This window comes from Actinomyces naeslundii (assembly GCF_001956585.1).
In the GTDB taxonomy this organism is placed as follows: Bacteria; Actinomycetota; Actinomycetes; order Actinomycetales; family Actinomycetaceae; genus Actinomyces; species Actinomyces naeslundii.
Genome location: NZ_MSRR01000018.1, coordinates 99,025 through 119,804, shown reverse-complemented (window position 1 = coordinate 119,804; position 20,780 = coordinate 99,025). Strand labels below are relative to the sequence as shown.

General features: G+C 69.7%; 18 protein-coding genes. 9 read left to right on the top strand and 9 right to left on the bottom strand.

What is annotated here, in order from left to right:
- A complete protein-coding gene (locus BKH33_RS09070) occupies positions 1-969 on the bottom strand; it encodes a Rossmann-like and DUF2520 domain-containing protein (RefSeq protein ID WP_003780530.1) in 969 nt (322 codons plus the stop codon).
- Between the two features lie 278 nt (positions 970-1,247).
- Here BKH33_RS09070 and panC point away from each other — a divergent pair, with 278 nt between their 5' ends.
- From panC to BKH33_RS09045, 5 genes are all read left to right on the top strand, one after another.
- Positions 1,248-2,288, top strand: coding sequence for a pantoate--beta-alanine ligase (gene panC / locus BKH33_RS09065; RefSeq protein WP_003780541.1), 1,041 nt, complete (start codon positions 1,248-1,250; stop codon positions 2,286-2,288).
- A 100-nt stretch (positions 2,289-2,388) separates the two neighbouring features.
- The gene (panD, locus tag BKH33_RS09060) at positions 2,389-2,844 is read left to right on the top strand and encodes an aspartate 1-decarboxylase (protein ID WP_003780527.1); all 456 of its coding nucleotides are present in this window, start codon (positions 2,389-2,391) and stop codon (positions 2,842-2,844) included.
- A gap of 105 nt (positions 2,845-2,949) precedes the next feature.
- Entirely contained in the window at positions 2,950-4,656 is a 1,707-nt protein-coding gene (locus tag BKH33_RS09055) for a lysine--tRNA ligase (protein ID WP_003780545.1), read from the top strand.
- A gap of 193 nt (positions 4,657-4,849) precedes the next feature.
- A complete protein-coding gene (locus BKH33_RS09050; RefSeq protein ID WP_003780535.1) occupies positions 4,850-6,151 on the top strand; it encodes an AAA family ATPase in 1,302 nt (433 codons plus the stop codon).
- Between the two features lie 61 nt (positions 6,152-6,212).
- On the top strand, positions 6,213-6,761 hold the full coding sequence (locus BKH33_RS09045; RefSeq protein WP_043538722.1) for an RloB family protein: 549 nt from the start codon (positions 6,213-6,215) through the stop codon (positions 6,759-6,761).
- Here the strand turns inward: BKH33_RS09045 and BKH33_RS09040 are convergent.
- The 5 genes from BKH33_RS09040 to BKH33_RS09020 form a co-directional block, all read right to left on the bottom strand.
- Positions 6,758-7,315 carry a DivIVA domain-containing protein gene (locus BKH33_RS09040; protein WP_003780524.1) on the bottom strand — a complete coding sequence of 186 codons (558 nt, stop codon included), beginning with the start codon at positions 7,313-7,315 and terminating at the stop codon, positions 6,758-6,760. The two genes, BKH33_RS09045 and BKH33_RS09040, sit on opposite strands and share 4 nt — an antisense overlap.
- Complete coding sequence (locus tag BKH33_RS09035; RefSeq protein WP_003780543.1) at positions 7,312-8,049, bottom strand: pentapeptide repeat-containing protein; 738 nt, start codon at positions 8,047-8,049, stop codon at positions 7,312-7,314. The genes BKH33_RS09040 and BKH33_RS09035 overlap by 4 nt, the downstream gene beginning before the upstream one ends.
- A 210-nt stretch (positions 8,050-8,259) precedes the next feature.
- The gene (locus BKH33_RS09030; protein ID WP_076142701.1) at positions 8,260-10,473 is read right to left on the bottom strand and encodes an FtsX-like permease family protein; all 2,214 of its coding nucleotides are present in this window, start codon (positions 10,471-10,473) and stop codon (positions 8,260-8,262) included.
- Positions 10,470-11,312: an ABC transporter ATP-binding protein gene (locus BKH33_RS09025; protein ID WP_003780718.1), complete on the bottom strand. Its 843-nt coding sequence runs from the start codon at positions 11,310-11,312 to the stop codon at positions 10,470-10,472. Before BKH33_RS09025 ends, BKH33_RS09030 begins: the two co-directional genes overlap by 4 nt.
- Entirely contained in the window at positions 11,309-11,833 is a 525-nt protein-coding gene (locus BKH33_RS09020) for a PadR family transcriptional regulator (RefSeq protein ID WP_043538809.1), read from the bottom strand. The genes BKH33_RS09025 and BKH33_RS09020 overlap by 4 nt, the downstream gene beginning before the upstream one ends.
- A 233-nt stretch (positions 11,834-12,066) precedes the next feature.
- On the opposite strand from BKH33_RS09020, the gene BKH33_RS09015 reads away from it, so the two are divergent.
- The 4 genes from BKH33_RS09015 to fepB are packed head-to-tail and all read left to right on the top strand — an operon-like array spanning position 12,067 to position 16,281.
- Positions 12,067-13,080, top strand: a complete 1,014-nt coding sequence (locus BKH33_RS09015; RefSeq protein ID WP_050998468.1) for a FecCD family ABC transporter permease — start codon at positions 12,067-12,069, stop codon at positions 13,078-13,080.
- Positions 13,077-14,195: a FecCD family ABC transporter permease gene (locus BKH33_RS09010; protein WP_003780707.1), complete on the top strand. Its 1,119-nt coding sequence runs from the start codon at positions 13,077-13,079 to the stop codon at positions 14,193-14,195. Before BKH33_RS09015 ends, BKH33_RS09010 begins: the two co-directional genes overlap by 4 nt.
- The gene (locus BKH33_RS09005) at positions 14,192-15,163 is read left to right on the top strand and encodes an ABC transporter ATP-binding protein (RefSeq protein ID WP_003780693.1); all 972 of its coding nucleotides are present in this window, start codon (positions 14,192-14,194) and stop codon (positions 15,161-15,163) included. Before BKH33_RS09010 ends, BKH33_RS09005 begins: the two co-directional genes overlap by 4 nt.
- Before the next feature lie 17 nt (positions 15,164-15,180).
- On the top strand, positions 15,181-16,281 hold the full coding sequence (gene fepB / locus BKH33_RS09000) for a Fe2+-enterobactin ABC transporter substrate-binding protein (protein WP_003780717.1): 1,101 nt from the start codon (positions 15,181-15,183) through the stop codon (positions 16,279-16,281).
- Between the two features lie 113 nt (positions 16,282-16,394).
- Here fepB and BKH33_RS08995 read toward each other — a convergent pair whose 3' ends face one another.
- The 3 genes from BKH33_RS08995 to gabT all read right to left on the bottom strand — a co-directional run bounded on the left by BKH33_RS08995 (position 16,395) and on the right by gabT (position 20,623).
- The gene (locus BKH33_RS08995) at positions 16,395-17,930 is read right to left on the bottom strand and encodes an NAD-dependent succinate-semialdehyde dehydrogenase (protein ID WP_003780713.1); all 1,536 of its coding nucleotides are present in this window, start codon (positions 17,928-17,930) and stop codon (positions 16,395-16,397) included.
- Between the two features lie 39 nt (positions 17,931-17,969).
- Entirely contained in the window at positions 17,970-19,220 is a 1,251-nt protein-coding gene (locus tag BKH33_RS08990) for a Glu/Leu/Phe/Val family dehydrogenase (protein WP_003780700.1), read from the bottom strand.
- 80 nt (positions 19,221-19,300) lie between these two features.
- Entirely contained in the window at positions 19,301-20,623 is a 1,323-nt protein-coding gene (gene gabT / locus BKH33_RS08985; protein ID WP_003780708.1) for a 4-aminobutyrate--2-oxoglutarate transaminase, read from the bottom strand.
- Between the last annotated feature and the right edge of the window lie 157 nt (positions 20,624-20,780).

Below are 20,780 nucleotides of genomic sequence, written 5' to 3'. Positions count from 1 at the left end.
TCAGCCCTCGAGCTGCTCCGGGGCCAGGATCTCGCGCAGGCGCCGGGCCTGCTCGGCGGTAAGCCGACCGGTGGCCTCGCAGCGGTCGGTGGTGGCGGCGGCCAGCCGGCGGTAGGAGGCGACGACGTCGTCGAGGCTCTGCCCCTCGCCGTCGCGCAGAGAGCCGAGTGCCTCCAGGTGGGCGGCCACCGTTCCGGCGTCGCCCCGGGAGACCGGGCCGGTCAGGCCCGCCTCGCCCTCGTGCAGGGCCCGGTCGAGGGCCGCCGTGAGCAGGGGGCCGAGCGTCGCCGCCCCGTCCTCGACCCCAACGGCCGCCAGCACCCGGACGGCTTGCGTGACCACCGTGAGCAGGTGGTTGGCGCCGTGGGCGAGGGCCGCGTGGTAGGCCGGGCGCGCCGACTCCTCCAGGACGAAGGGCTCCCCGCCGAGCTCGACGACGAGCGCCTGTGCGATGGGCAGCACCGCCGGCGGGGCGGTCACGGCCATGGGACAGCCGACGAGCCGGGCCACATCCGTGGAGAACCCGGAGAAGGTCATCGCCGGGTGGATGGCCAGCGGGATCGCCCCGCAGCGTCGGGCGGGCGCCAGCACGGCGGCGCCGTAGCGGCCCGAGGTGTGGGCCACCAGCTGCCCCGACTGCCAGCGGCCCAGGTCAGCCAACCCCTGGACGAGTGGCTCGAGCGCATCGTCCGGTACGGCCAGCAGCACCATCTCGGCGCGCTCGACGATCTCCTCAACCGTCAGGACCGGCACGCCCGGCAGCAGCATCTCGGCGCGCTCGCGCGAGTCCTCGGAGACGGCGTGGACGCCGACCACCTGATGCTCCACCGCCCGCAGCGCGCAGCCCAGGACCGCACCGACGCGTCCGGCGGAGATGATGCCGACGCCCAGCCGGCCGGGCCGCGCCGCACCGGCGCCACTGTGCTCACTCGGACTCGTGCCGAGACCCATACCGCCAACCTCGCTCATGCCCCGATGCTCTCATGCCCGCCGCTCCCGGCGGCGCGCCCGCCGTCATCGGATGGACCGAAGCGACCTGCATGAAGCGATTCTGTCCGTTGTGGCGACTTTTCGACCGGCCGCCGGCAGACTCTCGCTCAAGTCGACCCCTGTGACCTGCGAAGACGTGAATCGAGATGGCTTCGGTTCTCGGATTCGGTTCGGAAAAGTCGCCACCGTGGACACTTTCACCGTGCTATGCCAGCTTGCGGTCGGCGGATTCGGCACGGCCCAGTGGGGCGACTAGCGTGGGGCTCGTGAGCACTGAACCCGCACCGACGCCTGTTCCCGCCCCCCGTTCACGTCTTGCCGCTCCCGGCGACGCCGGCGCCGCAACCGTCCTGGCCCGCAGCCGCGACGAGCTCGCCGCCGCCCTGGCCGACGCCCCGGACCCCCGCGCGGTCGTCATGACCATGGGTGCCCTCCACGAGGGCCACTTCGATCTCGTGCGTGAGGCCGCCCGGCGCGTCGGGCCGGCCGGTACCGTCGTGGTGACCATCTTCGTCAACCCCCTCCAGTTCGCCCCCACCGAGGACCTCGACTCCTACCCGCGCGACCTCGAGGGGGATCTGGCCGGACTGACACAGACCCTCACCGGCGTTGACGGCGCCCTGGGTGTGGGACGGCTCGTCGTCTTCGCCCCCACCCCGGAGGTCATCTACCCGGCCGGGCAGCCGGCCGTTCGCATCGACCCGGGCCCCATCGCCACCGTCCTGGAGGGCCGCACCCGTCCCACCCACTTCGCCGGTGTGTGCCAGGTGGTGCTCACCCTCATGCACCTGACCGCGCCGCGCTGGGCGCTGTTCGGCCGCAAGGACGCCCAGCAGCTCGCGATCATCGAGGCCATGGTGCGCGACCTCGCCGTCCCGGTGGAGATCGTGCCGGTCGACATCCGCCGCGAGAGCGACGGCCTGGCCATGAGCTCACGCAACGCCTACCTCAGCCCTGAGCAGCGCCGCCAGGCCCTGGCCCTCTCCCGGGCCCTCCAGGCAGGTCAGGACGTTGCGGCGCAGGCGGCCGGCTCCGGCACCCGCCTCGACCCGGCCGCGATCCGCCGGGCCGCCCTGGCGTCCCTGGAGGCGGCCGACGGCGTCGAGATCGACTACGTGGCCCTCGTCGACCCCGCCGGTTTCGAGGACCTGACCGACGCCGGCCTCGGCCTGCCACGCCGAGCGCCGGTGCGCGAGGACACGGGGGAGGGGCTGCCCGCCGTGGGCCTGCTCGCCGTCGCCGCCCGCGTGGGAACCACCCGCCTCATCGACAACACCCTCATCGACCTGCACCCGTAGGCACCCCGGCGTGCCCCGCAGCCCGCGTACCTGTCGGGTCGCTCACCCTGTGCCGCACCGTACAGTGCGCCGGGCCCACCGCCGTCTACGCTGAGCCGCGATGAGCGCCCGTACACGGACGATGATGACGTCCAAGATCCACCGTGCCACCGTGACCCAGGCCGACCTCGACTACGTCGGCTCGATCACGGTGGACGTCGACCTGCTCGAGGCGGCCGACCTGCTGCCCGGCGAACGTGTCGACATCTGCAACTGCACCAACGGCAACCGCCTGTCCACCTACGTCATCCCCGGCGAGCGCGGCGCCGGAGAGATCTGCGTCAACGGTGCCGCCGCCCACCTGGTCAGCCCCGGCGATGTCATCATCCTCATCGCCTACTCCCAGATGTCCGACGCCGAGGCCCGCACCTACCTGCCCCATGTCGTCTTCGTCGACGCGGCCAACCGGATCGTCGAGCGGGGCACCGACCCCGGTCAGGTCCCGGCCGACTCCGACCTCGCCCGCCTCCAGGGGTTGCGCCCCTCCGGCATCCCCCTGGCCGAGGCCCGAGCCTGACCCCGCCCCGCCGGCCACCCGGTGTGACCAGGATCGGATGTGGTTCGGGCGTCCTCGGGCCCCAGGGAGCGGCCGGGGCTGGCGGGCGCCGTTAGACTCCTTCACGTGACAGACGAGAGCACCCCCAGCCCCGACCCGACCGCCACCGACGCCGCCGGCACCCAGTCGCAGAAGTCGGCCAAGACCCCGAACCCCTCGGACGGCTTGGCGGACCAGCCCAAGCAGCCCAAGGCCGACCCGGGCCCGGGCGAGCAGTTCGAGGTCCGCGCCGGCAAGCGCGAGCGCCTGCGCGGCGAGGGCTGGGACCCCTACCCGGTCTCCGTACCCGTCACCACCACCATCGCCGCCGTGCGCGAGGGCTACTCCCACCTCGAGGCCGGTGACGAGACCGACGACGTCGTCGGCGTCGCCGGGCGCGTCGTCTTCCTGCGCAACACCGGTCGCCTGTGCTTCGTCACCCTCCAGGACGGGGCCGGCGCCACCCTGCAGGCCATGCTCTCGGCCAAGGCCCTGCCCGCCGAGGGGCACACCGCGCTCGCGGCCTTCAAGGCCGACGTCGACCTGGGCGACCACCTCTTCGTCCACGGCCGCGTCATCTCCTCGCGTCGCGGAGAGCTGTCCGTCATGGCCGAGCCCGTCCTGCGCGAGGGCGCCGAGGTCGCCTCCGCCGGGGACGACGACGTCGAGGTCCCCGCCTGGCGGATCGCCTCCAAGGCGCTGCGTCCCCTGCCCAAGACCTGGACCAACGAGGCCGGCGAGGCGGTGACGCTCTCGGAGGAGCAGCGCGTGCGCCGTCGTGAGCTCGACCTGCTCACCCGGCCCGCCGCCCGGGACATGGTGCGCACCCGCGCCGCCGTCGTGCGCTCCATCCGCGAGAACTTCTTCCGCCGCGACTACCTGGAGCTGGAGACCCCCATGCTGCAGGTCATCCACGGCGGGGCGGCCGCGCGCCCGTTCATCACCCACATGAACGCCTTCGACATGGATCTCTACCTGCGCATCGCCACGGAGATCTACCTCAAGCGCGCCGTGGTCGGCGGCGTCGACCGCGTCTTCGAGATCAACCGCAACTTCCGCAACGAGGGCGCCGACTCCTCCCACTCCCCGGAGTTCACGGCCCTGGAGGCCTACGAGGCCTACTCCGACTACGACGGCATGGCCGAGCTGACCCGCAACCTCGTCCAGCAGGCGGCCCGCGACGCCTTCGACCTGCCCGAGGGCGGGGAGGTCGTCACGCTGGCCGACGGCACCGAGTACGACCTGTCGGGCGAGTGGGACAAGATCGACCTCTACACCTCCGTCTCCGAGGCCCTCGGCGAGGAGATCACGGTGGAGACCCCGCGCGAGCAGCTCGTCGCCCACGCCGAGAGGATCGGCCTGGAGATCGACGACTACGCCGTGGCCGGCAAGGTCGTCGAGGACATCTTCGAAGAGCTCGTCGGCAACAAGCTGTGGGCGCCCACCTTCGTCTACGACTTCCCCGAGGACACCTCGCCGCTGACCCGCTACCACCGCAGCAAGCCGGGCCTGACCGAGAAGTGGGACCTCTACGTGCGCGGCTTCGAGACCGCCACCGCCTACTCCGAGCTCGCCGACCCCGTGGTCCAGCGCGAGCGCTTCGAGGCCCAGGCGCTCGCGGCCGCCAAGGGCGACCCCGAGGCCATGGTGCTGGACGAGGACTTCCTCGTGGCCATGGAGCAGGGCTTCCCGCCATCGGGCGGCATGGGCATGGGCATCGACCGCCTCCTCATGGTGCTCACCGGCCAGGGCATCCGCGAGACCATCACCTTCCCCCTAGTCAAGCGGAGCTGAGCCGTACTCCGCCTCCGCGGCCATAGCGTCGGCCGGTCATTGCCGCCTCCGGGCAGGTGATGGCCGGCCGGCGCTTTGTCGTCTCGGGCCGTCGGATCTCAAGCTGGGTGCTTGAGTGGTGAGGATAGTGCCATGAGAGTTGACGTTTGGGAAAAAACTTCCCAAAACGAGTCATTCACACTAGGGTGGCGGTATGTTGTTGGACTTCACTGTGGCGAACTACTGCTGCTACGCAGAGGAGGTGACCCTCGATCTCACTCGAGGTTCGCTCAAGACTCTGACGCCGCGTGGCGGCTCCTCCTGGAGGGAGCAGACATGGCGCGTGGCGGCGATCTTCGGTGCCAACGCCTCAGGCAAGTCGACCCTCCTGGACGCGCTTGACTGCCTCCACCATGCCGTCGGTGATCAGCGGGACATCCTGTATCAGCCCTTCAGTCTCGATCGTGACCACGCGGCGCAGCCGTCCCGTTTCTCCATTGGTTTCACCCACGAGAACGAGCGCTACAGCTACAGTGTCGAGGCGCATCGCTGGGGCATTTCGCGTGAGGAGCTCTGGGCCGCGGGGCAGCGCTGGCGCAAGGTCTTCGTGCGTACCCAGGGCCCCGAGGATGACGAGCCCACGGTCGAGTCCGGCACCACCCTCAAGGGTGCCACGAACGAGGTTCGTCGAATCACGACGTCCAAGGACCTCTTCCTCGCCATCGCTCTCAAGTACAAGCACGCCACCCTTGCTCCGATTGCGCGCAGTTTGCGAGCCATGCGCTTCATCCACCACAGTGATGAGGAGCGCAGCTCGCGTCTGCGGTGGGTGATGAGTCGGCTCACGGACGCCCCTGAGCAGTGGACTGGCATCACGAATGCTATTGCTCAGGTTGCCGATCTTGGCATCGTCGGTCTCGAGGTCGAGAGGCAGGAGGTCCCTCGGGAGGTGCTTGAACTTCTGCGACGGTTTCCGTGGAGCGAAGACGAGGATTCTGAGGTTCCCGCCGAGGTGCTCAAGGAGCTCCAGCGTCACCTTGTCCTCCACCACCGCGGTGCCGACGGTGAGGAGTACCCATTGGCGAGCAGCCAGCAGAGTCAAGGAACTCTCACCTGGCTGGCGACGGTCGGTCCCGCCATCGATGCCTTGCAACTGGGCCAGGTGCTGTGTGTTGACGAGCTCGACGCGAGCCTCCACCCAACACTGACCGCCACACTGGTGGACATGTTCAAGGACCCGGACCTCAATACCCGGGGTGCCCAGATCGTCTTCACAACCCATGACACGGCGCTCCTGGACAATTCCCCCGTCCAACTCCTGGAGGCGGGCGAGGCGTGGATGACGGAGAAGTCCCCCTTCGGTGCCAGTGAACTCTTCTCGCTCGCAGACTTCCCCTCCAACCGCAAGGGCACGAACAAGCAGCGCCGTTATCTCGCCGGTGCTTTTGGTGCTATCCCTCGGGTAGACACCTCCAGCCTCCGCCGGTACCTCTTAACGCCGGCAGGGGCGAAGTGAGATGACACCACCGAAAAGGAAACGGCGCAGCCAACGAGCCGAACTGTGCACCGTTCTCCTCGTGACTAATGGGCGGGTCACCGAGAACGCCTACCTGCAGCAGCTGTGCCGACGTGTGGACCGCGACAGAGTCTCAGTTAAAGTGAAGGTCATCAACGGTGATCCGCTCACCGTCGTCAAGGAGCTCAGCGGGCCTCGGTCAGATCTCGGCGACTACAGGGAGGTATGGATCGTCGTCGACCATGATGGTCGGGACCGTCATGACTTTCTGGCCAAATGCCGAAGGCTGAGTAGCAAGCGGACCGTTGTGCACGGCGTTGTTTCCGTGCCCTGCTTCGAGGTCTGGCTCAACGCCCACTACGCTCCCGTGAAGAACTACCAGAACCAGGCTGATGCGCAGACGCACTACCGGGAGCTGACGGGCCTGAGCAGTAAGGACGCGAAGATGCTTCCGGACGACTTCCCCTGGGACAGGGGTGCGCAGGCCGCGGCCAGGTGCCATCTGCCGACGGACAGCCTCCCGGAGACTGATACTCAAGGGCCTTGCCCATCGACAACGATGCCTCACCTGCTCCGCAGTCTTGGACTTCTCAGCGCTGACGAGGCCTAGGACCCTGTCGTCCCCAGGCGGCGCTGGGCAGACTCGAGCTCGGCGCGCAGGTAGGCATTCTCCTGCTGAAGCTGGGCGATGTATTGGTCTCGCTGGGCGATCGCCTCGGCGTACTGCGGGTCGCTCATCGCTCCGCCGGCTCCCGGGACGGTCCCTGCCCCGGTGGTGTAGCCGGCGTTCCCGTACGCCCCGGGCGCTGATCCGTAGCTCGTGTCCGCCCCGTAGACACTTCCGTTCAGCCGGGCCTCCATGGTCTCCATGGTGGCGATGACCGTGTCCAGGAAGGCGTCGACATCCGGCTGCTCGTACCCTTCTCGGAACTTGGATGTCTTGAACCGTATGTTCCTGACGTCCTGGGAGGTCAGAAGTATCTCCGCCTCCTGGTGAGAACCGGTAGTCGCTCCCGGTCCCATTCCGAGGCGCTCCTCGAGTCCCCGCAGTGTGGTGGTCACCTCGTCGAGGAGCTCGTCGACCTCGTCCTGAACGTATCCCTCGCGGAGTCTCGTGCTATCGAACTTCACGTTGAGGACGTCATCGGATGTCAGTAGCGTCATGCTCGCCTACTCCCTGTTATCGGATTCTGCCCGTCGTCCTGGTCCTCGACCCGCAGCCCCAGGTGCTGCGCCAAGAGCGGCGCGAGCTCGGTGAGCTGCTCGCCGCTGATAGTCGCCCCGGCCAGTGAACCGACGCCGCTGACCACCCTCATCTCCAGCCCCCGCAGGTCGACGTCGCTCAGGCTCCCACCGCGCAGGCGCAGCGTGCCCACCTGGCAGTCCTCGAAGCGGACCCGCTCGGCCTCGATGCCGCTCAGGTCCAGCTCGTCGATCCTGGTGCTCCGGATGAGGATGTCGCGCAGAACGGTCCCTGCGAGGTTGGCGAAGCCGAGGCGGCAGTCCTCAATGAGGACGGACTCGAGGTCGGCGTCGTAGATCTCCCAGGCGCCGATGCGCGAGCCGGTGAGCTCCACCGCGCGCCACGTGGAGCGCGGGCTGTGAAGGTAGGTGGAGCTCAGACGCTCCAGGCGGCAGTCGACCAGCCGTGCCGCAGTCAGATCGGTGTCGTCGGCGAAGACCTCCGAGAACCGGCAGCTCAGCAGGCTGATCGCGGACAGACCCGCGCCGCTCAGGTCCGCCTCGGCCAGCCGCAGGTCCTCGACCATCTCGCCGGCGGCCAGCTCATCGGCCGCGCCGTCGCGCAGGCGGCTGAGGTCCGGTGCTGTGAGGACCGGCGGCCTCGGGGAGGCCGCGGTGGAGGAGCCTGCGGCCGTGTCGGTCCGTCCTGCGGTCATGGTCCTGTTCTATCGCAGATCGGCTCCGGGCACCGGGGGTTGTTCTCCCCGGTGCCCGGACGTGAAGGAGGGACTCGTGTCCAAATCGGTGACAAAGGAGTTCCGAGGCCATCACTCCGCCGAAAGGAACCGTGGAATCATGCGGTTGTCTTTTCCGTAACTGAGCCCGGTCAAGGCCTTTGTCACCGATATGGACACCATGAACCGCCGCTACTCGAATCGGACGGTGGTGGCGGTCAGCATGCGGCGGCCGTAGCGGGCACTGACCAGGGTCGCCACCGCTACCAGTGCCAGGCAGGCTCCCAGCACCAGCCAGTAGCCTCCGTCCGGCCAGCTGATACGGCGGCCCGAGACCCCGCCGACCAGAGCCCACGCGGTCAACCAGCCCAGGCCGATGCTCATGACCAGAGCCGTGGCCGCCGGCAGCACCGTCTCGTAGGAGACCATGGAGCGCAGCGTCGCCGGCGGCATGCCGACCAGCCGCAGCAGGCCGAGGACCCGCCTGCGCCCCAGCAGCGCCGCCACCGTCGAGACCCCGAGCGAGACCGCGGAGATGCCCGCGGCGATGAGGATGCCGATGTAGCCGAGCCGGGCGAACTGGTTCTCCATGGCGCTGTCCTGGATGCTCTGGATCGAGCTGGGCGAGGAGGGGGAGGTTCCCAGAACCAGTCCGGAGGTGGCCAGGGAGGTGCGGGCCCGCTCGACGGCTCCGGGGCTGGCCGGGTCGGTGCCCACGAGGAGGATGGGCGCGCCCTGCTCACGGGCGGTCGCCAGCTCCTCGGCACTGACCGGTGACGGCGAGGCGGCCGTGTTCTCATACAGCCACCGGGTACTGATGCTCACCGCGCCGTTAGGAGATTCCACGTGCGGCGCTCCGAGGGCCTCCGCCTTGTCGGCCTCGAGGATGACCTGACCCTCCTGCCTGGAGTCTTCACTCATCCTCCCTACCGCGACCGTCGTCACCCCGGGGACGGCGGCGAGCCGGTCGACGGCGCTTTCCAGGGTGCCCTCGTCGCTGACCGCAGGGATGGCCTCAAGCGTCGAGGGGGACAAGTGGCCGTTGCCCTGAGTGATGTCGCGGGTGCCCGCGGCGACTGTGATGGCGACGGCGAAGACCGTCATGGCGTAGACGGCGATAACGACGCCCGCCACCGCTCGGAAGACCGCCCGAGGGTGTTGGGTGATGCGGTTGAAGCCGATGACCTGCGCCGCCGATCGGGCCAGCGCCCGACCTCCTCGCGCAACCCACCAGGTCAGGAGCGGCCCGGCCCACAGCAGCCCCAGCATCGCGCACAGGAAGGAGGCGGGCAGTAGGTAGATGGTCAGTGCGGACTTCTGGTGGGCCACCGCCGGGGTGCTGACCAGCCCCGCGGTCCCCAGTATCACGGGTGCCAGCGAGATGAGGCGGGGGCGACGCTCGGTACGCTCGCGGGACCCGCCCAGAGGGCCGAGGTCGGCCCGTCGCGTGCGCCACCAGGCCACGGCCGCCGCTCCCGCCGTGGTGACGGCGACGGCGAGGACCGCGTTGACCGGTGAGCGCAGCAGGTCGGAGTGGTAGAAGCTGCTCGACCCCAGCGAGATCTGCGCGGCCACAGGGATCATGGCCAGATAGAGCGCCACGCCCGCCAGGGCGCCGACGAAGGTGGTGGCCCCGATCTCGAGGGCCGCGGTGCGGGCCACCTGCTGAGGCGTGGCCCCGATGAGGCGCAGGGTGGCGAAGCGCTCGGCCCGCTGCGCCGCCCCCAGGTCGGTGACGATCCCGATGAGCAGCAGCGCGGGCACGAGCACCGCAATGGCGCCGATGAGCATGGCGATCCGATACGCCTCGTTCTCGTAGGGGATGCCCTGGAACGAGGTGACCACCTGGGGAGGGATGTAGGACTGAGAGGAGGCCACGGTTCCCAGATCCGTCCCGACGACGGCCACGAGCGAGTCCGGGCCCTCGACGGCGTCAGGGCTCAGGACGCCCACCTGCCTGCCATAGCGGTCGCCGAGCTGGTCGGCGGGAAGGGAGGCGATGCGCTTGGCCAGAGCCGGCGACGCCAGGTACTCGCCCTGCTTCGGTACGACGTCGGAGCCCGGGATCCTCACCGAGGTGGTGCCCGACTCCGGCAGGGCCACCTGCAGGACCGTGATCGGCTTGCTGCCTGTGACGTCGGAGCTGCTGGCGACGGCCAGCTCGCTGCCCTTCAGAACGTGGTCGGGCTGGAGGTCCGTGTGGCGCGACTGCTGGGAGAGGCCGGGCAGGAGGGCCGTGGACGGCCAGCTGGAGCGCATGCTGCGCTCGGGGAAGGCCTGGGCGGCGGCCAGCAGCATGAGGAACAGCGCCACCCCCACCATGACGCCGGCGACGATCCCGGCCAGGCGGCGCCGGGCGGAGCGGTCGTTGGCGACGAGCAGACGGGTCAGGGCGATGCGGCTCATGACCGGCTCCCGGTGGCGGCGTGCCTGGGCGCGCTCGGGCCGGAACCGGCCCGTGTGGCGCCGGGCCCGACACGGCCGTCACGCACGGTGACCTCCCGGTCGGCGTAGGCGGCGACGCGCGCGTCATGGGTGATGATGACCAGGCTGGCGCCGCGGGAGCGTACCGAGGCCAGCAGCACCTCCATGGTTCGCTCGGCGGCCAGGGAGTCCAGGGAACCGGTGGGCTCATCGGCGAAGAGGATGCGCGGACCGGTCACCAGCGCCCGGGCGACGGCGGCCCGCTGAGCCTGCCCGCCCGAGAGCTGGGTGGGGCGCTTGTCCAGGTGCTCGCTCAGTCCCAGCTCGCCCAGGGCCTCGCGGGCCTGGGCCAGCGCCCTTCTGCGCGGGGTGCCGGCCAGGAGCAGGGGGATGGTGACGTTGTCCAGGGCGGAGAGGTCCGGCAGGAGCTGGCCGAACTGGAAGATGAAGCCGAACTCGTTCAGGCGCAGGCGGCTGCGGGCGGCCTCGTCCAGCACAGCGATGTTCACAGCGATGTCTTCAGCGACGTCCGTCGCGCCGCCTCCAGGCGACTTGCCTCCGTGGTAGCTGACGCTTCCGGCGTCGGGCACGAGGACCCCGGCCATGACGTGCAGGAGGGTGGACTTGCCCGAGCCCGACGGGCCGGTCACGGCCAGGACCTCACCGGCCAGGAGATCCAGGTCGACGCCGCGCAGCGCGTGGGTCCGCCCGAAGCTCATCTCCAGGCCGCGGGCGCGCATGATGACCTCGCCCGGCGGGTGTGCCTCGCCCTGTCCAGGAGCGGGGTCGACGCCGGCGGCCGTGACAGTGGTGGCACTCATGAGCGTACCTCCGCTCGCAGCTCGCCCAGGCGGGCCGCAGTGGTCTCCATCCAGCGCAGATCGGCCTCGATATGGAACAGGGCGTGGTCGGCCAGCAGCACCGTGCGCAGGTCGCCGTCCTGCTTGAGGCGGGTCAGCTCGCGCATGCGCGCCATGTGCTCGGCGCGCTGGAGGTCGAGGAGGCGCCCGGCGTCGTCGTCGAGCATGAGGGCGATGACGGTCTTGGCGAAAATGTCGGCCTGGACGTCGCCGGCCGGGGCGACGGGGGTCAGGAGCCACTGCTCGACGCTCTGGCGTCCGGCGTCGGTGACCTCGTAGCGCTTGCGCTCCGGGCCGGCTCCGGGCTCGGTCTCGATCTGGGTGATGAGCCCGTCGCGCACCAGGCGGGCGAGCGTGGCGTAGACCTGGCCGTAGGCCAGCGGCTTGGAGGCGGCGAACCAGTGGTCCCAGGATCGCTTGAGGTCGTATCCGTGCCCAGGTCCGGCGCTGAGCAGGCCAAGAAGAATGAGTCTGGATTCCATGCTCACGACTATACGCTGAGTGTATACACGTGCGACATACTCCGTGAGGAGGATGTGCTCGGCCCCGTCCTTCTGTTGGGTGGTGCTGGTGCGATGATTAAAACGACAGGTCAGTCCAGGTTTGACAGACATCACCCCACCTTTTAGGTTAGGTTTACCTTTGTACATGTGACGTGGGGAGAGTAGATGCCGATCGGGGTCCTCGGGGCCGTCCTCGCTCCCGTTCTCAGAGAGTGGCGGAGGTGAGTGCTCGCGTGGTCGCACGCCGTCCGGCCATCCTCCTGGCTGCCGTCGCGCTGCTGGCCCTGTGCGTCCTGGCCTCCCTGTTCGTCGGCTCCTCCAGGATCCCCGCAGACCAGGTCGCCCACTACCTGCTCCACCCGGACGCCTCCAACGTCTCCTACAACATCAACGTCCTGCGCGTGCAGCGCACCATCATCGGCGTGCTCGTGGGCGCCGCCCTGGCGGTGGCCGGCGCGATCATGCAGGCCGTCACCCGCAACCCCCTGGCCGAGCCCGGGCTGCTCGGCGTCAACGCCGGTGCCTCGCTGGGCATCGTCCTGGGTACCGCAGCGCTCGGCGTGCTCCCGGTCCCCGGTCAGCTCCTTCTGGCGGCCGGTGGCGCCCTGACCGCCACCGCGCTCGTCCAGGTCATCGGGATGATCGGTGGCTCAACCTCCTCGCCGGTGCGTCTGGTGCTTATCGGCGTTGCCTTCTCGGCCTTCGCCGGGGCGGTCATCCGCGGCGTCGTGCTGGCGATGCCGAACCTGTTCCGCACCTTCATCGACTGGGAGGTCGGCTCCCTGACCCGCGCCGATATCCCCCTGCTGCCGATGACGCTCCTCGTGGTCCTGGGAGCCGGCGCGGCCCTCCTCCTGGCCGGCGCCCTGGACAACATCGCCCTGGGCGACGACGTCGCCGCCGCCCTGGGCACCCGGGTCGGCCTCGTGCGGGGTCTGAGCCTGGTGGTCATCACGCTCCTGTGCGCCACCGCCACCACGGTCGCCGGCCCCATCGGGTTCGTCGGGCTCATGGCCCCGCTGACGGCCTCCTGGCTCATGGGACCCCACCGGGGCTGGATCGTGGCGCTGTGCGCGCTGGGCGGTCCTGTCGTCGTCCTGGCCGCCGACGTGCTGGGGCGCGTCCTGGCCCGCCCCGGCGAGATGCAGGTCGGTCTGCTGACGGCCTTCGTGGGCTCGCCCGTCCTGCTGCTCATGGTCCTGCGGATGAAGGACCGGGCCTCATGAGGGGAATCAGACTGAACCGTGCCGCCGCTGCGGTGCGTCCTCCCGCCGCTGCCGGCCCGCGCCGTCGTCTCCACGTGGGGACCGACGGCGGACGCCTGTGGATCGTCGTCGGCCGTTGGTCCGTGCTCATCAGCCCTCGACACGTCCTCATCGGCCTCATGCTGCTGGCGCTCGGCCTCGCGGTGGCCGTGGCCGCCCTGCGCCTGGGAAAGCTCACCGTCTCCACCCAGGAGGTCATCGACGCGCTCCAGGGGCGGGGGCGCAGGATCGTCCAGGTCGTCGTCGTCACGTGGAAGCTGCCCCGGATCCTGCTGGGGCTCGTGGCGGGCCTGGCCCTGGGCGTGGCCGGCGCCGTCTTCCAGACCATCACCCGCAACCCCCTGGGATCACCCGACCTCATCGGCTTCAGCACGGGCGCGCAGACCGGGATCCTGGTCAGCGTCCTGCTCCTGCCCGGCTCCATGCTGTCCACCTCCCTGGCCTCCTTCATCGGCGGGGCCGCCGTAGGGGTGGTGACCTACCTCGTCTCCCTGCGCGGCGGATTCACCGGCCTGCGCTTCATCCTCGTGGGGATCGCCATCAGCTCCATGCTCGTCTCCGTCAACCGCTGGCTCCTGGTGCGGGTCGACGACGACGAGGGCCTGGGCGCCCTCAAGGCCATCACCGGCAGCCTCGGGGCCGCCCGGTGGCCGGTAGTCACCCCGATCTGCCTGGCCATCGGGGTCACCGTGACCCTCACCCTGCTGGCCTCCCGGCACCTGCGGGTCCTGTCCCTGGGGGAGCAGGTGGCCACCATCCTGGGCAGCCCCACCCGCCGCGCCAGCGCCCTCCTCGTCCTGCTGGGCACCGTGCTGGTGGCCGTGGTGACGATGGCGGCCGGCCCCATCGGCTTCGTGGCCCTCGTAGCGCCCCATCTGGCCCGCCTCCTCACCGGCTCCCCTCAGCCCCCGCTGCTGGTATCCGGCCTGACCGGGAGCCTCCTGCTGGCGGGCGCCGACCTGCTCAGCCAGCTGCTGCTCGAGTCGATGCCCGCGAGTGTGGTGACCAACGCCGTCGGCGGGCTCTACCTCATGGTGGCGCTGACCGTGGCGGCGCGCGGAAGGAGATCCCTGTGACCGACTTGCTCTCCACCGATCTGAACGCCGGCGCCGGACCAGCTGCCTCCGAGGCTCGGCTGGCCGCCCGGGGTGCGACCATCGCTTACGAGAGCCACGTGGTCTCCCGTGACCTCGACGTCGACGTCCCGGCCGGCGTCTTCACCGCCATCGTGGGGCCCAACGCCTGTGGGAAGTCCACGCTGCTGCGCGCCCTGGCCCGTCTGCACCGGCCCACCCGAGGGGCGGTTCTCCTCGATGGCGCTGACATCGTCCGCCTGGGTACCAAGGAGGTGGCCCGCAGGGTCGGCCTGCTGCCCCAGAGCGCCGTCGTGCCCGGCGGCATGCTGGTGCGCGACCTCGTGGCCCGCGGTCGCTTCCCCCACCAGGGCCTGTTCCGCCAGTGGTCGCAAGAGGACCGGGCGGCCGTTGAGGAGGCCATGGAGATGGTGGGGGTCACCGACCTGGCCGCCCGCCCCGTCGATGAGCTCAGCGGTGGCCAGCGTCAGCGCGTGTGGATCGCCCTGGCCCTGGCCCAGGGCACCGAGACGATCCTCCTGGACGAGCCCACCACCTTCCTCGACCTGGCCCACCAGGTCGACATCCTCCAGCTGTGCCGCCGTCTCAACGCCGACGGACGCACGGTGGTGGCCGTCCTGCACGACCTCAACCAGGCCGCGCGCTGCGCCGAGCACATGATCGTCATGCACGACGGCCGGGTCCGCGTCACCGGCTCCCCGCGCAGGATCCTCACTGAGGACCTCATCGAGGAGGTCTTCGGACTGGCGGCCGTCATCGCTCCCGACCCGGTCGCAGGCACCCCCATGGTGGTGCCCCGTCACCTGGGCGCGGTCACGCCGGCCGGCACCGCCCCTGCTACGGCCCCCGCCGTTCGCGCCGACTCTGCCGGAGGTCCGGCACCACAGCCTTCTGCCGAACCCGCCTCGGCAGGCACCAGCCCGACTGCTCGCTCCCAGCAGGACGGATAAGAAAGGAACACAGATAGATGAACGCATCCTCGCGGCGTGCCAGCCGCCTGAGGCAGGGCATCCTCGCCGTGGCAGCCATGGTGCTGAGCACCGGCCTGGTGGCCTGCGGCTCCTCCGGCTCGACCTCCACCTCATCCGCCTCCGGCTCCGCAGGGGCTTCCGGCGCAGCCTCGGCCGGGGCCTCCGGTGCCGCCTCGGCCGGAGCCTCCACCGAGGCCACCTGGCCGGTCACCGTCAAGGGGGACGACGGCGTCGACGTCGAGATCAAGGCCGAGCCCAAGAGCATCGTGTCCACCTCGGTGACGCTGACCGGATCGCTTCTGGCCATCGACGCCCCGGTGGTCGCCTCGACGCCGGCCAAGAAGAAGGACGAGAAGACCGACGACAACGGCTTCTTCACCCAGTGGTCCAAGCAGGCCACCGATAAGGGCGTCAAGGCCATCGACGGGACTGAGGACAACCTCGCCCAGACGGTCGCCGGCGACAACCCCGACCTCATCATCGTCGCCAAGACGGGGCAGGACTCGGCCGTCAAGGTCGTCGAGAGCCTGCGCCAGCTCGAGGTCCCCGTCCTCGTCATCGACTACGGATCGCACTCCTGGCAGGACGTCACCAAGACCCTGGGCCAGGCCACCGGCCGCCAGGCCAAGGCCGACTCCGTCGTCAAGGACTACACCACCAAGGCGGAGAAGGCCAAGGGCGCCATCGCCGTCCCGCAGGGGGCGACGTCGGTCTTCACGGTCCCCGGGGACGGCACCAAGGGCGCCAACGCCTTCACCGAGGAGGCCCCGCAGGTCCAGCTCCTCAAGGACCTGGGCTTCACCATCGCCACCGTCCCCGACAACGTCAAGGGTGACCAGTCCATGGGTGACCGCAAGGACATCGTCCAGCTCTCGCCCGAGAACGTCCAGGCGGGACTGACCGGTGAGAACTGGGTGGTCATCGCCGCCGACGAGACGGCGAAGAACGCCGTCACCAGCAACGAGACCTTCAGCTCGGCAGCCCCGGTGACCGGAGGCAAGGTGCAGTACATGCCGCCCTCATCCTTCCGGCTGGACTACTACTCGGCCCTCGAGATGCTCGACGCCGTTCAGAAGGCCTACCCCAAGGCCTCCTGAACCGCTGACGACCTGAGTGTCAGCGCACTGGTGCCCCGGGCTCTCGGCCCGGGGCACCACGTATATCGATGACATCGACCCTCGCGGTCGAGCACTGCTCGGGGGCGGGCCCCTCAGCGCCAGGCGACCGAGTAGTACTGAGTCTCCTGGAACTCACGGATCCCCTCGCGCGCGCCCTCACGCCCGATACCGGACTGCTTGACGCCCCCGAAGGGGGCAGCGGGATCGGATACGAGCCCACGGTTGACGCCGACCATCCCGACCTCCATGCGCTCGGCCAGGCGCAGTGCCCACCCGAGGTCGCGGGAGAAGACGTAGCCCGACAGCCCGTAGTCCGTATCGTTGATCCACGTCAGCAGCTCGTCCTCGTCGTCCCAGGTGACGATCGGGGCGACGGGGCCGAAGATCTCGGTGCGCACGATCTCCGCGTCGGGGGCGACATTCGTGAGGACCCGCACCGGTACGAACGCTCCCGGAGACTCCCGGGGCCAGGAGGACTCGGCATAGACGACGGCGCCCCCGGCCACCGCCCCATCCACCAGGGCGTTGATCTTGTCGCGGGCAGCCGTTGTCACCAGGGGGCCGATCTGGTTCGCCTCGTCCGCCAGAGCCGGCCCGACCCTCAGGTCGCGGACGACGGCGGAGAACTTCTCGGTGAACTCCTGGGCGACGTCCTGGTGGACGTAGAAGCGGTTGGCGGCGGTGCAGGCCTCGCCACCGCCCCTGAGCTTGGCCTGGACGGCGCCCGTCACCGCGGCGTCGATATCGGCGTCGGCCGCCACCACGAAGGGCGCGTTCCCCCCGAGCTCCATGGACGACACCAGTACCTTCTCCGCCGCCTGCTTCATGAGCACACGACCGACCTGGGTCGATCCGGTGAAGGAGACGGCTCGGACCCGGGAGTCCTCGAGCCACGTCGTCGACACCTCCGCGGACCGGCTCGAGGGCACGATGTTCACCACGCCCGCGGGCATGCCGGCCTGCAGGATCAGATGGCCCAGTGCCACCGCCGTCAGGGGCGTGAGGGACGCGGGGCGGAGCACCACCGTGCACCCGGCGGCCAGGGCCGGGGCGATCTTGCGGGTCCCCATCGCCGCCGGGAAGTTCCAGGGGGTGATCATGGCGACCACCCCGATCGGCCGGTGCGTGACGATCGTCCGGGTCCCGCCTGCCGGGGAGGAGCCGAAACCGCCCTCGGTGCGCACCGCCTCCTCGGAGAACCATCGGAAGAACTCGGCCGCGTAGAGGACCTCCGCCCTGGCATCGTCCAACGACTTGCCGTTCTCGGCGCTGATGAGCACCGCGAGCTCCTCGGCCTGTCCCACCATGAGGTCGAACAGGGTCCGCAGCAGCTCAGCGCGCTGCCGCGGCGGGGTGGCGCTCCATGTCGGCAGCGCCTCGGAGGCGGCGTCGACGGCGCGTGCGGCATCCGCCGGAGTCGCATCCGTGCAGCGTGCGAATACGGCGTTGCTGGCGGGGTCGACGACGTCGAAGGTTCCGCCGTCGGACGCTGCCGTCATCCGCCCGCCCAGGAGCATCCCCTCCTCGGGGCGGATCCTGCGCAGGTAGTCGGCCAGAGCCGGGTGGGCTCCGAGGGTCGTGTACGCCGCCGCCGTGCCAGCGGCCGCGCCTGGTCTTGTGTCAGCCATGGTTGTGCTCCCTGAGTATCGACTGTCGTCTGCCGCGCATCACGGGTAGAGACCGCGGGAGACGTGGGCCTCGGCAACGCGCTTGACGGCCATTGTCGTCGCCGCGGTGCGCAGTGACAGCCCGTGATCCCTGGAGAAGTCCGAGACCTCGTTCCATACCTTGTCCATCCTGGTGCGCAGGCGCTCATTGACCTCCTTCTCGGTCCACCAGTAGGACTGGTTGGCCTGCACCCACTCGAAGTAGGACACGATGACGCCACCGGCGTTGGCGAGGATATCCGGTACGACCAGGATCCCCTTGTCGGCCAGGATCGCGTCGGCCGTGGGCGTCGTCGGGCCGTTGGCGCCCTCGACGACCAGCTTGGCGTCGATCGTCGGTGCGGTCTGCTCGGTGATGACCCCCTCGACGGCCGCAGGAACGACCACGTCGCAGGGAATCGCGAAGAGGTCGCTCGGGGGGATCGGATCCGCGCCGGGGAACCCGTCGACGGTACCGGTCTCATCCACGAAGGCCTCGAGCGCGGGGACGTCGATGCCCTTGTCGTTGCGAATCGTGCTGTAGACGTCCGCTACGGCCAGGACCTTCACGCCCGCCTCGTGAAGGAAGCGGGCGGTGCCCCGGCCGACCTTGCCGAAGCCCTGAACGATCGCGGTGGCCTGTGAGGGGGTCAGGCCGATGCTCTCCATCGCGTTGAGAGCGGAGTAGACGACGCCGCGGGACGTGGCTGCGGCCCGTCCCTGTGATCCACCGAGATTGACCGGCTTGCCGGTGACGGTCCCCAGCACGGTGTGCCCCGTGGCCACCGAGTAGGTGTCCATCATCCAGGCCATGGTCTGCTCGTCGGTGCCCATATCGGGAGCGGGGATGTCCTTGCCGGGCCCGATGAGAGGAATCAGTTCCGAGGTGTAGCGGCGGGTCAGGCGTTCGAGCTCTCTTTCCGAGTGGGCCCGCGGGTCCACCTGGACCCCTCCCTTTGCTCCGCCGTAGGGCAGATCGAGAAGAGAGCACTTCCATGTCATCCACATGGCCAGCGCTCGGACCTCGTCGAGGTCCACGTTGGGGGAGTAACGGATCCCTCCCTTCGCGGGGCCACGAGAGATGTTGTGCTGGACGCGGTGGCCGATATGCAGCTCCATCGTGCCGTCGTCGCGCCGCAGCGGAATTGAGACCGTCACCTCCTTACGGGCGGTCTCGAGCATGCGACGCATTCCGTCGTCAAAGCCGAGGAACTGGATCGCCTCGGCGAGCTGCGCGCGAGCATCGGCGAGGGGGTGAGGGGTCGAGGGCATGGAGCTACCTCCTGAGTCGGTCGGGTGGAGCGTCATGATCCGGGCCGGAGCGGCCTTGAGACGTGGGTGGAATGAGGGGGTCAGGGCTGGTCTCGGAGTGCCTGCTCAAGGATCTCCATGCCCTCGGTGAAGAGCTCGTCCGGCATGGTCACCGGCGGCAGCAGGCGGATGACATTGCCGTAGGTGCCGCAGGTGAGCAGTATCAGACCGCGTGAGCGCGCGGCCTGCGCGACGGCGGCGGTCAGTGCGGCGTCGGGCTTCTGTGAGACGGGGTCGACGAGCTCAAGAGCCATCATGGCGCCCTTGCCCCGGACCTCGCCGATGCGGGGGTCCTTCGCCTTCCACTGCTCCAACAGGCGGATGCCGGTCTCGCCGATCGTGCGGGCCCGTCCAAGGAGATCGTGCTCCTCGATCATGTCCAGGGTCGCCAGGGCGGCGGCGCAGGCCAGGGGGTTGCCGCAGTAGGTGCCGCCGAGGGCACCCGGTTCGGCGGAGTCCATGATCTCGGCCGAACCGGTGACTGCCGACAGCGGCATGCCCCCGGCCAGGCCCTTGGCGGTCGTCACCAGGTCGGGAACGACTCCCTCGTGGTCGCAGGCGAACCATGCCCCGGTGCGGGCGATTCCCGACTGGATCTCGTCGGCGATGAAGACCGCGCCGTTGTCGTGGCACCAGCGCTGGAGCGCGGTGAGGAAGCCGGGGGCCGGAACGATGAACCCGCCTTCGCCCTGAATGGGCTCGATGATGACGGCGGCGACGGAGGACGCCCCCACCTGCTTCTCGATCTGACTGATCGTGCGCTCGGCGGCGGCCTCGCCGTCCAGTCCATCGCGGTACGGGTAGGAGCCGGGAACCCGGTAGAGCTCCGGGGCGAAGGGGCCGAAACCGCCCTTGTAGGGGGCGACCTTGGCCGTCAGTCCCATGGTCAGGGAGGTGCGCCCGTGGAAGGCGTGGTCGAAGCAGACCACCGCCTGGCGGCCGGTGTGCCTGCGGGCGAGCTTGATGGCGTTCTCGACGGCCTCCGCCCCGGAGTTGAACAGTGCGGTCTTCTTCGGGAAGCTGCCCGGGGTCAGGGCGTTCAGGCGTTCGGCGACCTCGATGTAGCCGGCGTACCTCGTGACGGCGAAGGAGGTGTGCGTCAGGTTCTCGGCCTGTTCCTGGATCGCAGCGGCGACGGGCGCCGCCGCACCGCCCACGGTTGTCACCGCGATGCCTGATCCGAAGTCGATGAGACGGTTGCCGTCCACGTCCTCCAGGACGCCGCGGTCCGTGCGCCGTGCGAATGTCGGCATGGCGGCGGTCAGGGCGCGTGGGAGTGCGGCGCCGGCGCGTTCGTCGAGGGTGCGGGCCTCGGGGCCGGGCAGAGGAGTGGTGAGATGAATGGTCTGGGGCAGCGTTGCCATGTGGACCTCACAGTGTGTCGTGACGGGCGGAGATCTGCAGTGGAACAGAGCGCTCCGGGATGTCGTAGATAACGTGCTCGGCTATGAGTTCCGCTTCAGGCTATGCCCGCTCCTAGGGCTGAACACCTAAGCGTGCTGCACAAAATGTCGCGAATCC

Bases quoted from the DNA above. Each gene is read 5' to 3' on its own strand.
- BKH33_RS09070 (WP_003780530.1), bottom strand. From the start codon at position 969: ATGAGCGAGGTTGGCGGTATGGGTCTCGGCACGAGTCCGAGTGAGCAC.
- gabT (WP_003780708.1), bottom strand. From the start codon at position 20,623: ATGGCAACGCTGCCCCAGACCATTCATCTCACCACTCCTCTGCCCGGC.
- BKH33_RS09035 (WP_003780543.1), bottom strand. From the start codon at position 8,049: ATGACCGCAGGACGGACCGACACGGCCGCAGGCTCCTCCACCGCGGCC.
- BKH33_RS09025 (WP_003780718.1), bottom strand. From the start codon at position 11,312: ATGAGTGCCACCACTGTCACGGCCGCCGGCGTCGACCCCGCTCCTGGA.
- panD (WP_003780527.1), top strand. From the start codon at position 2,389: ATGAGCGCCCGTACACGGACGATGATGACGTCCAAGATCCACCGTGCC.
- BKH33_RS09010 (WP_003780707.1), top strand. From the start codon at position 13,077: ATGAGGGGAATCAGACTGAACCGTGCCGCCGCTGCGGTGCGTCCTCCC.
- BKH33_RS08995 (WP_003780713.1), bottom strand. From the start codon at position 17,930: ATGGCTGACACAAGACCAGGCGCGGCCGCTGGCACGGCGGCGGCGTAC.
- BKH33_RS09050 (WP_003780535.1), top strand. From the start codon at position 4,850: ATGTTGTTGGACTTCACTGTGGCGAACTACTGCTGCTACGCAGAGGAG.
- BKH33_RS09030 (WP_076142701.1), bottom strand. From the start codon at position 10,473: ATGAGCCGCATCGCCCTGACCCGTCTGCTCGTCGCCAACGACCGCTCC.
- BKH33_RS08990 (WP_003780700.1), bottom strand. From the start codon at position 19,220: ATGCCCTCGACCCCTCACCCCCTCGCCGATGCTCGCGCGCAGCTCGCC.
- fepB (WP_003780717.1), top strand. From the start codon at position 15,181: ATGAACGCATCCTCGCGGCGTGCCAGCCGCCTGAGGCAGGGCATCCTC.
- BKH33_RS09020 (WP_043538809.1), bottom strand. From the start codon at position 11,833: ATGGAATCCAGACTCATTCTTCTTGGCCTGCTCAGCGCCGGACCTGGG.
- BKH33_RS09040 (WP_003780524.1), bottom strand. From the start codon at position 7,315: ATGACGCTACTGACATCCGATGACGTCCTCAACGTGAAGTTCGATAGC.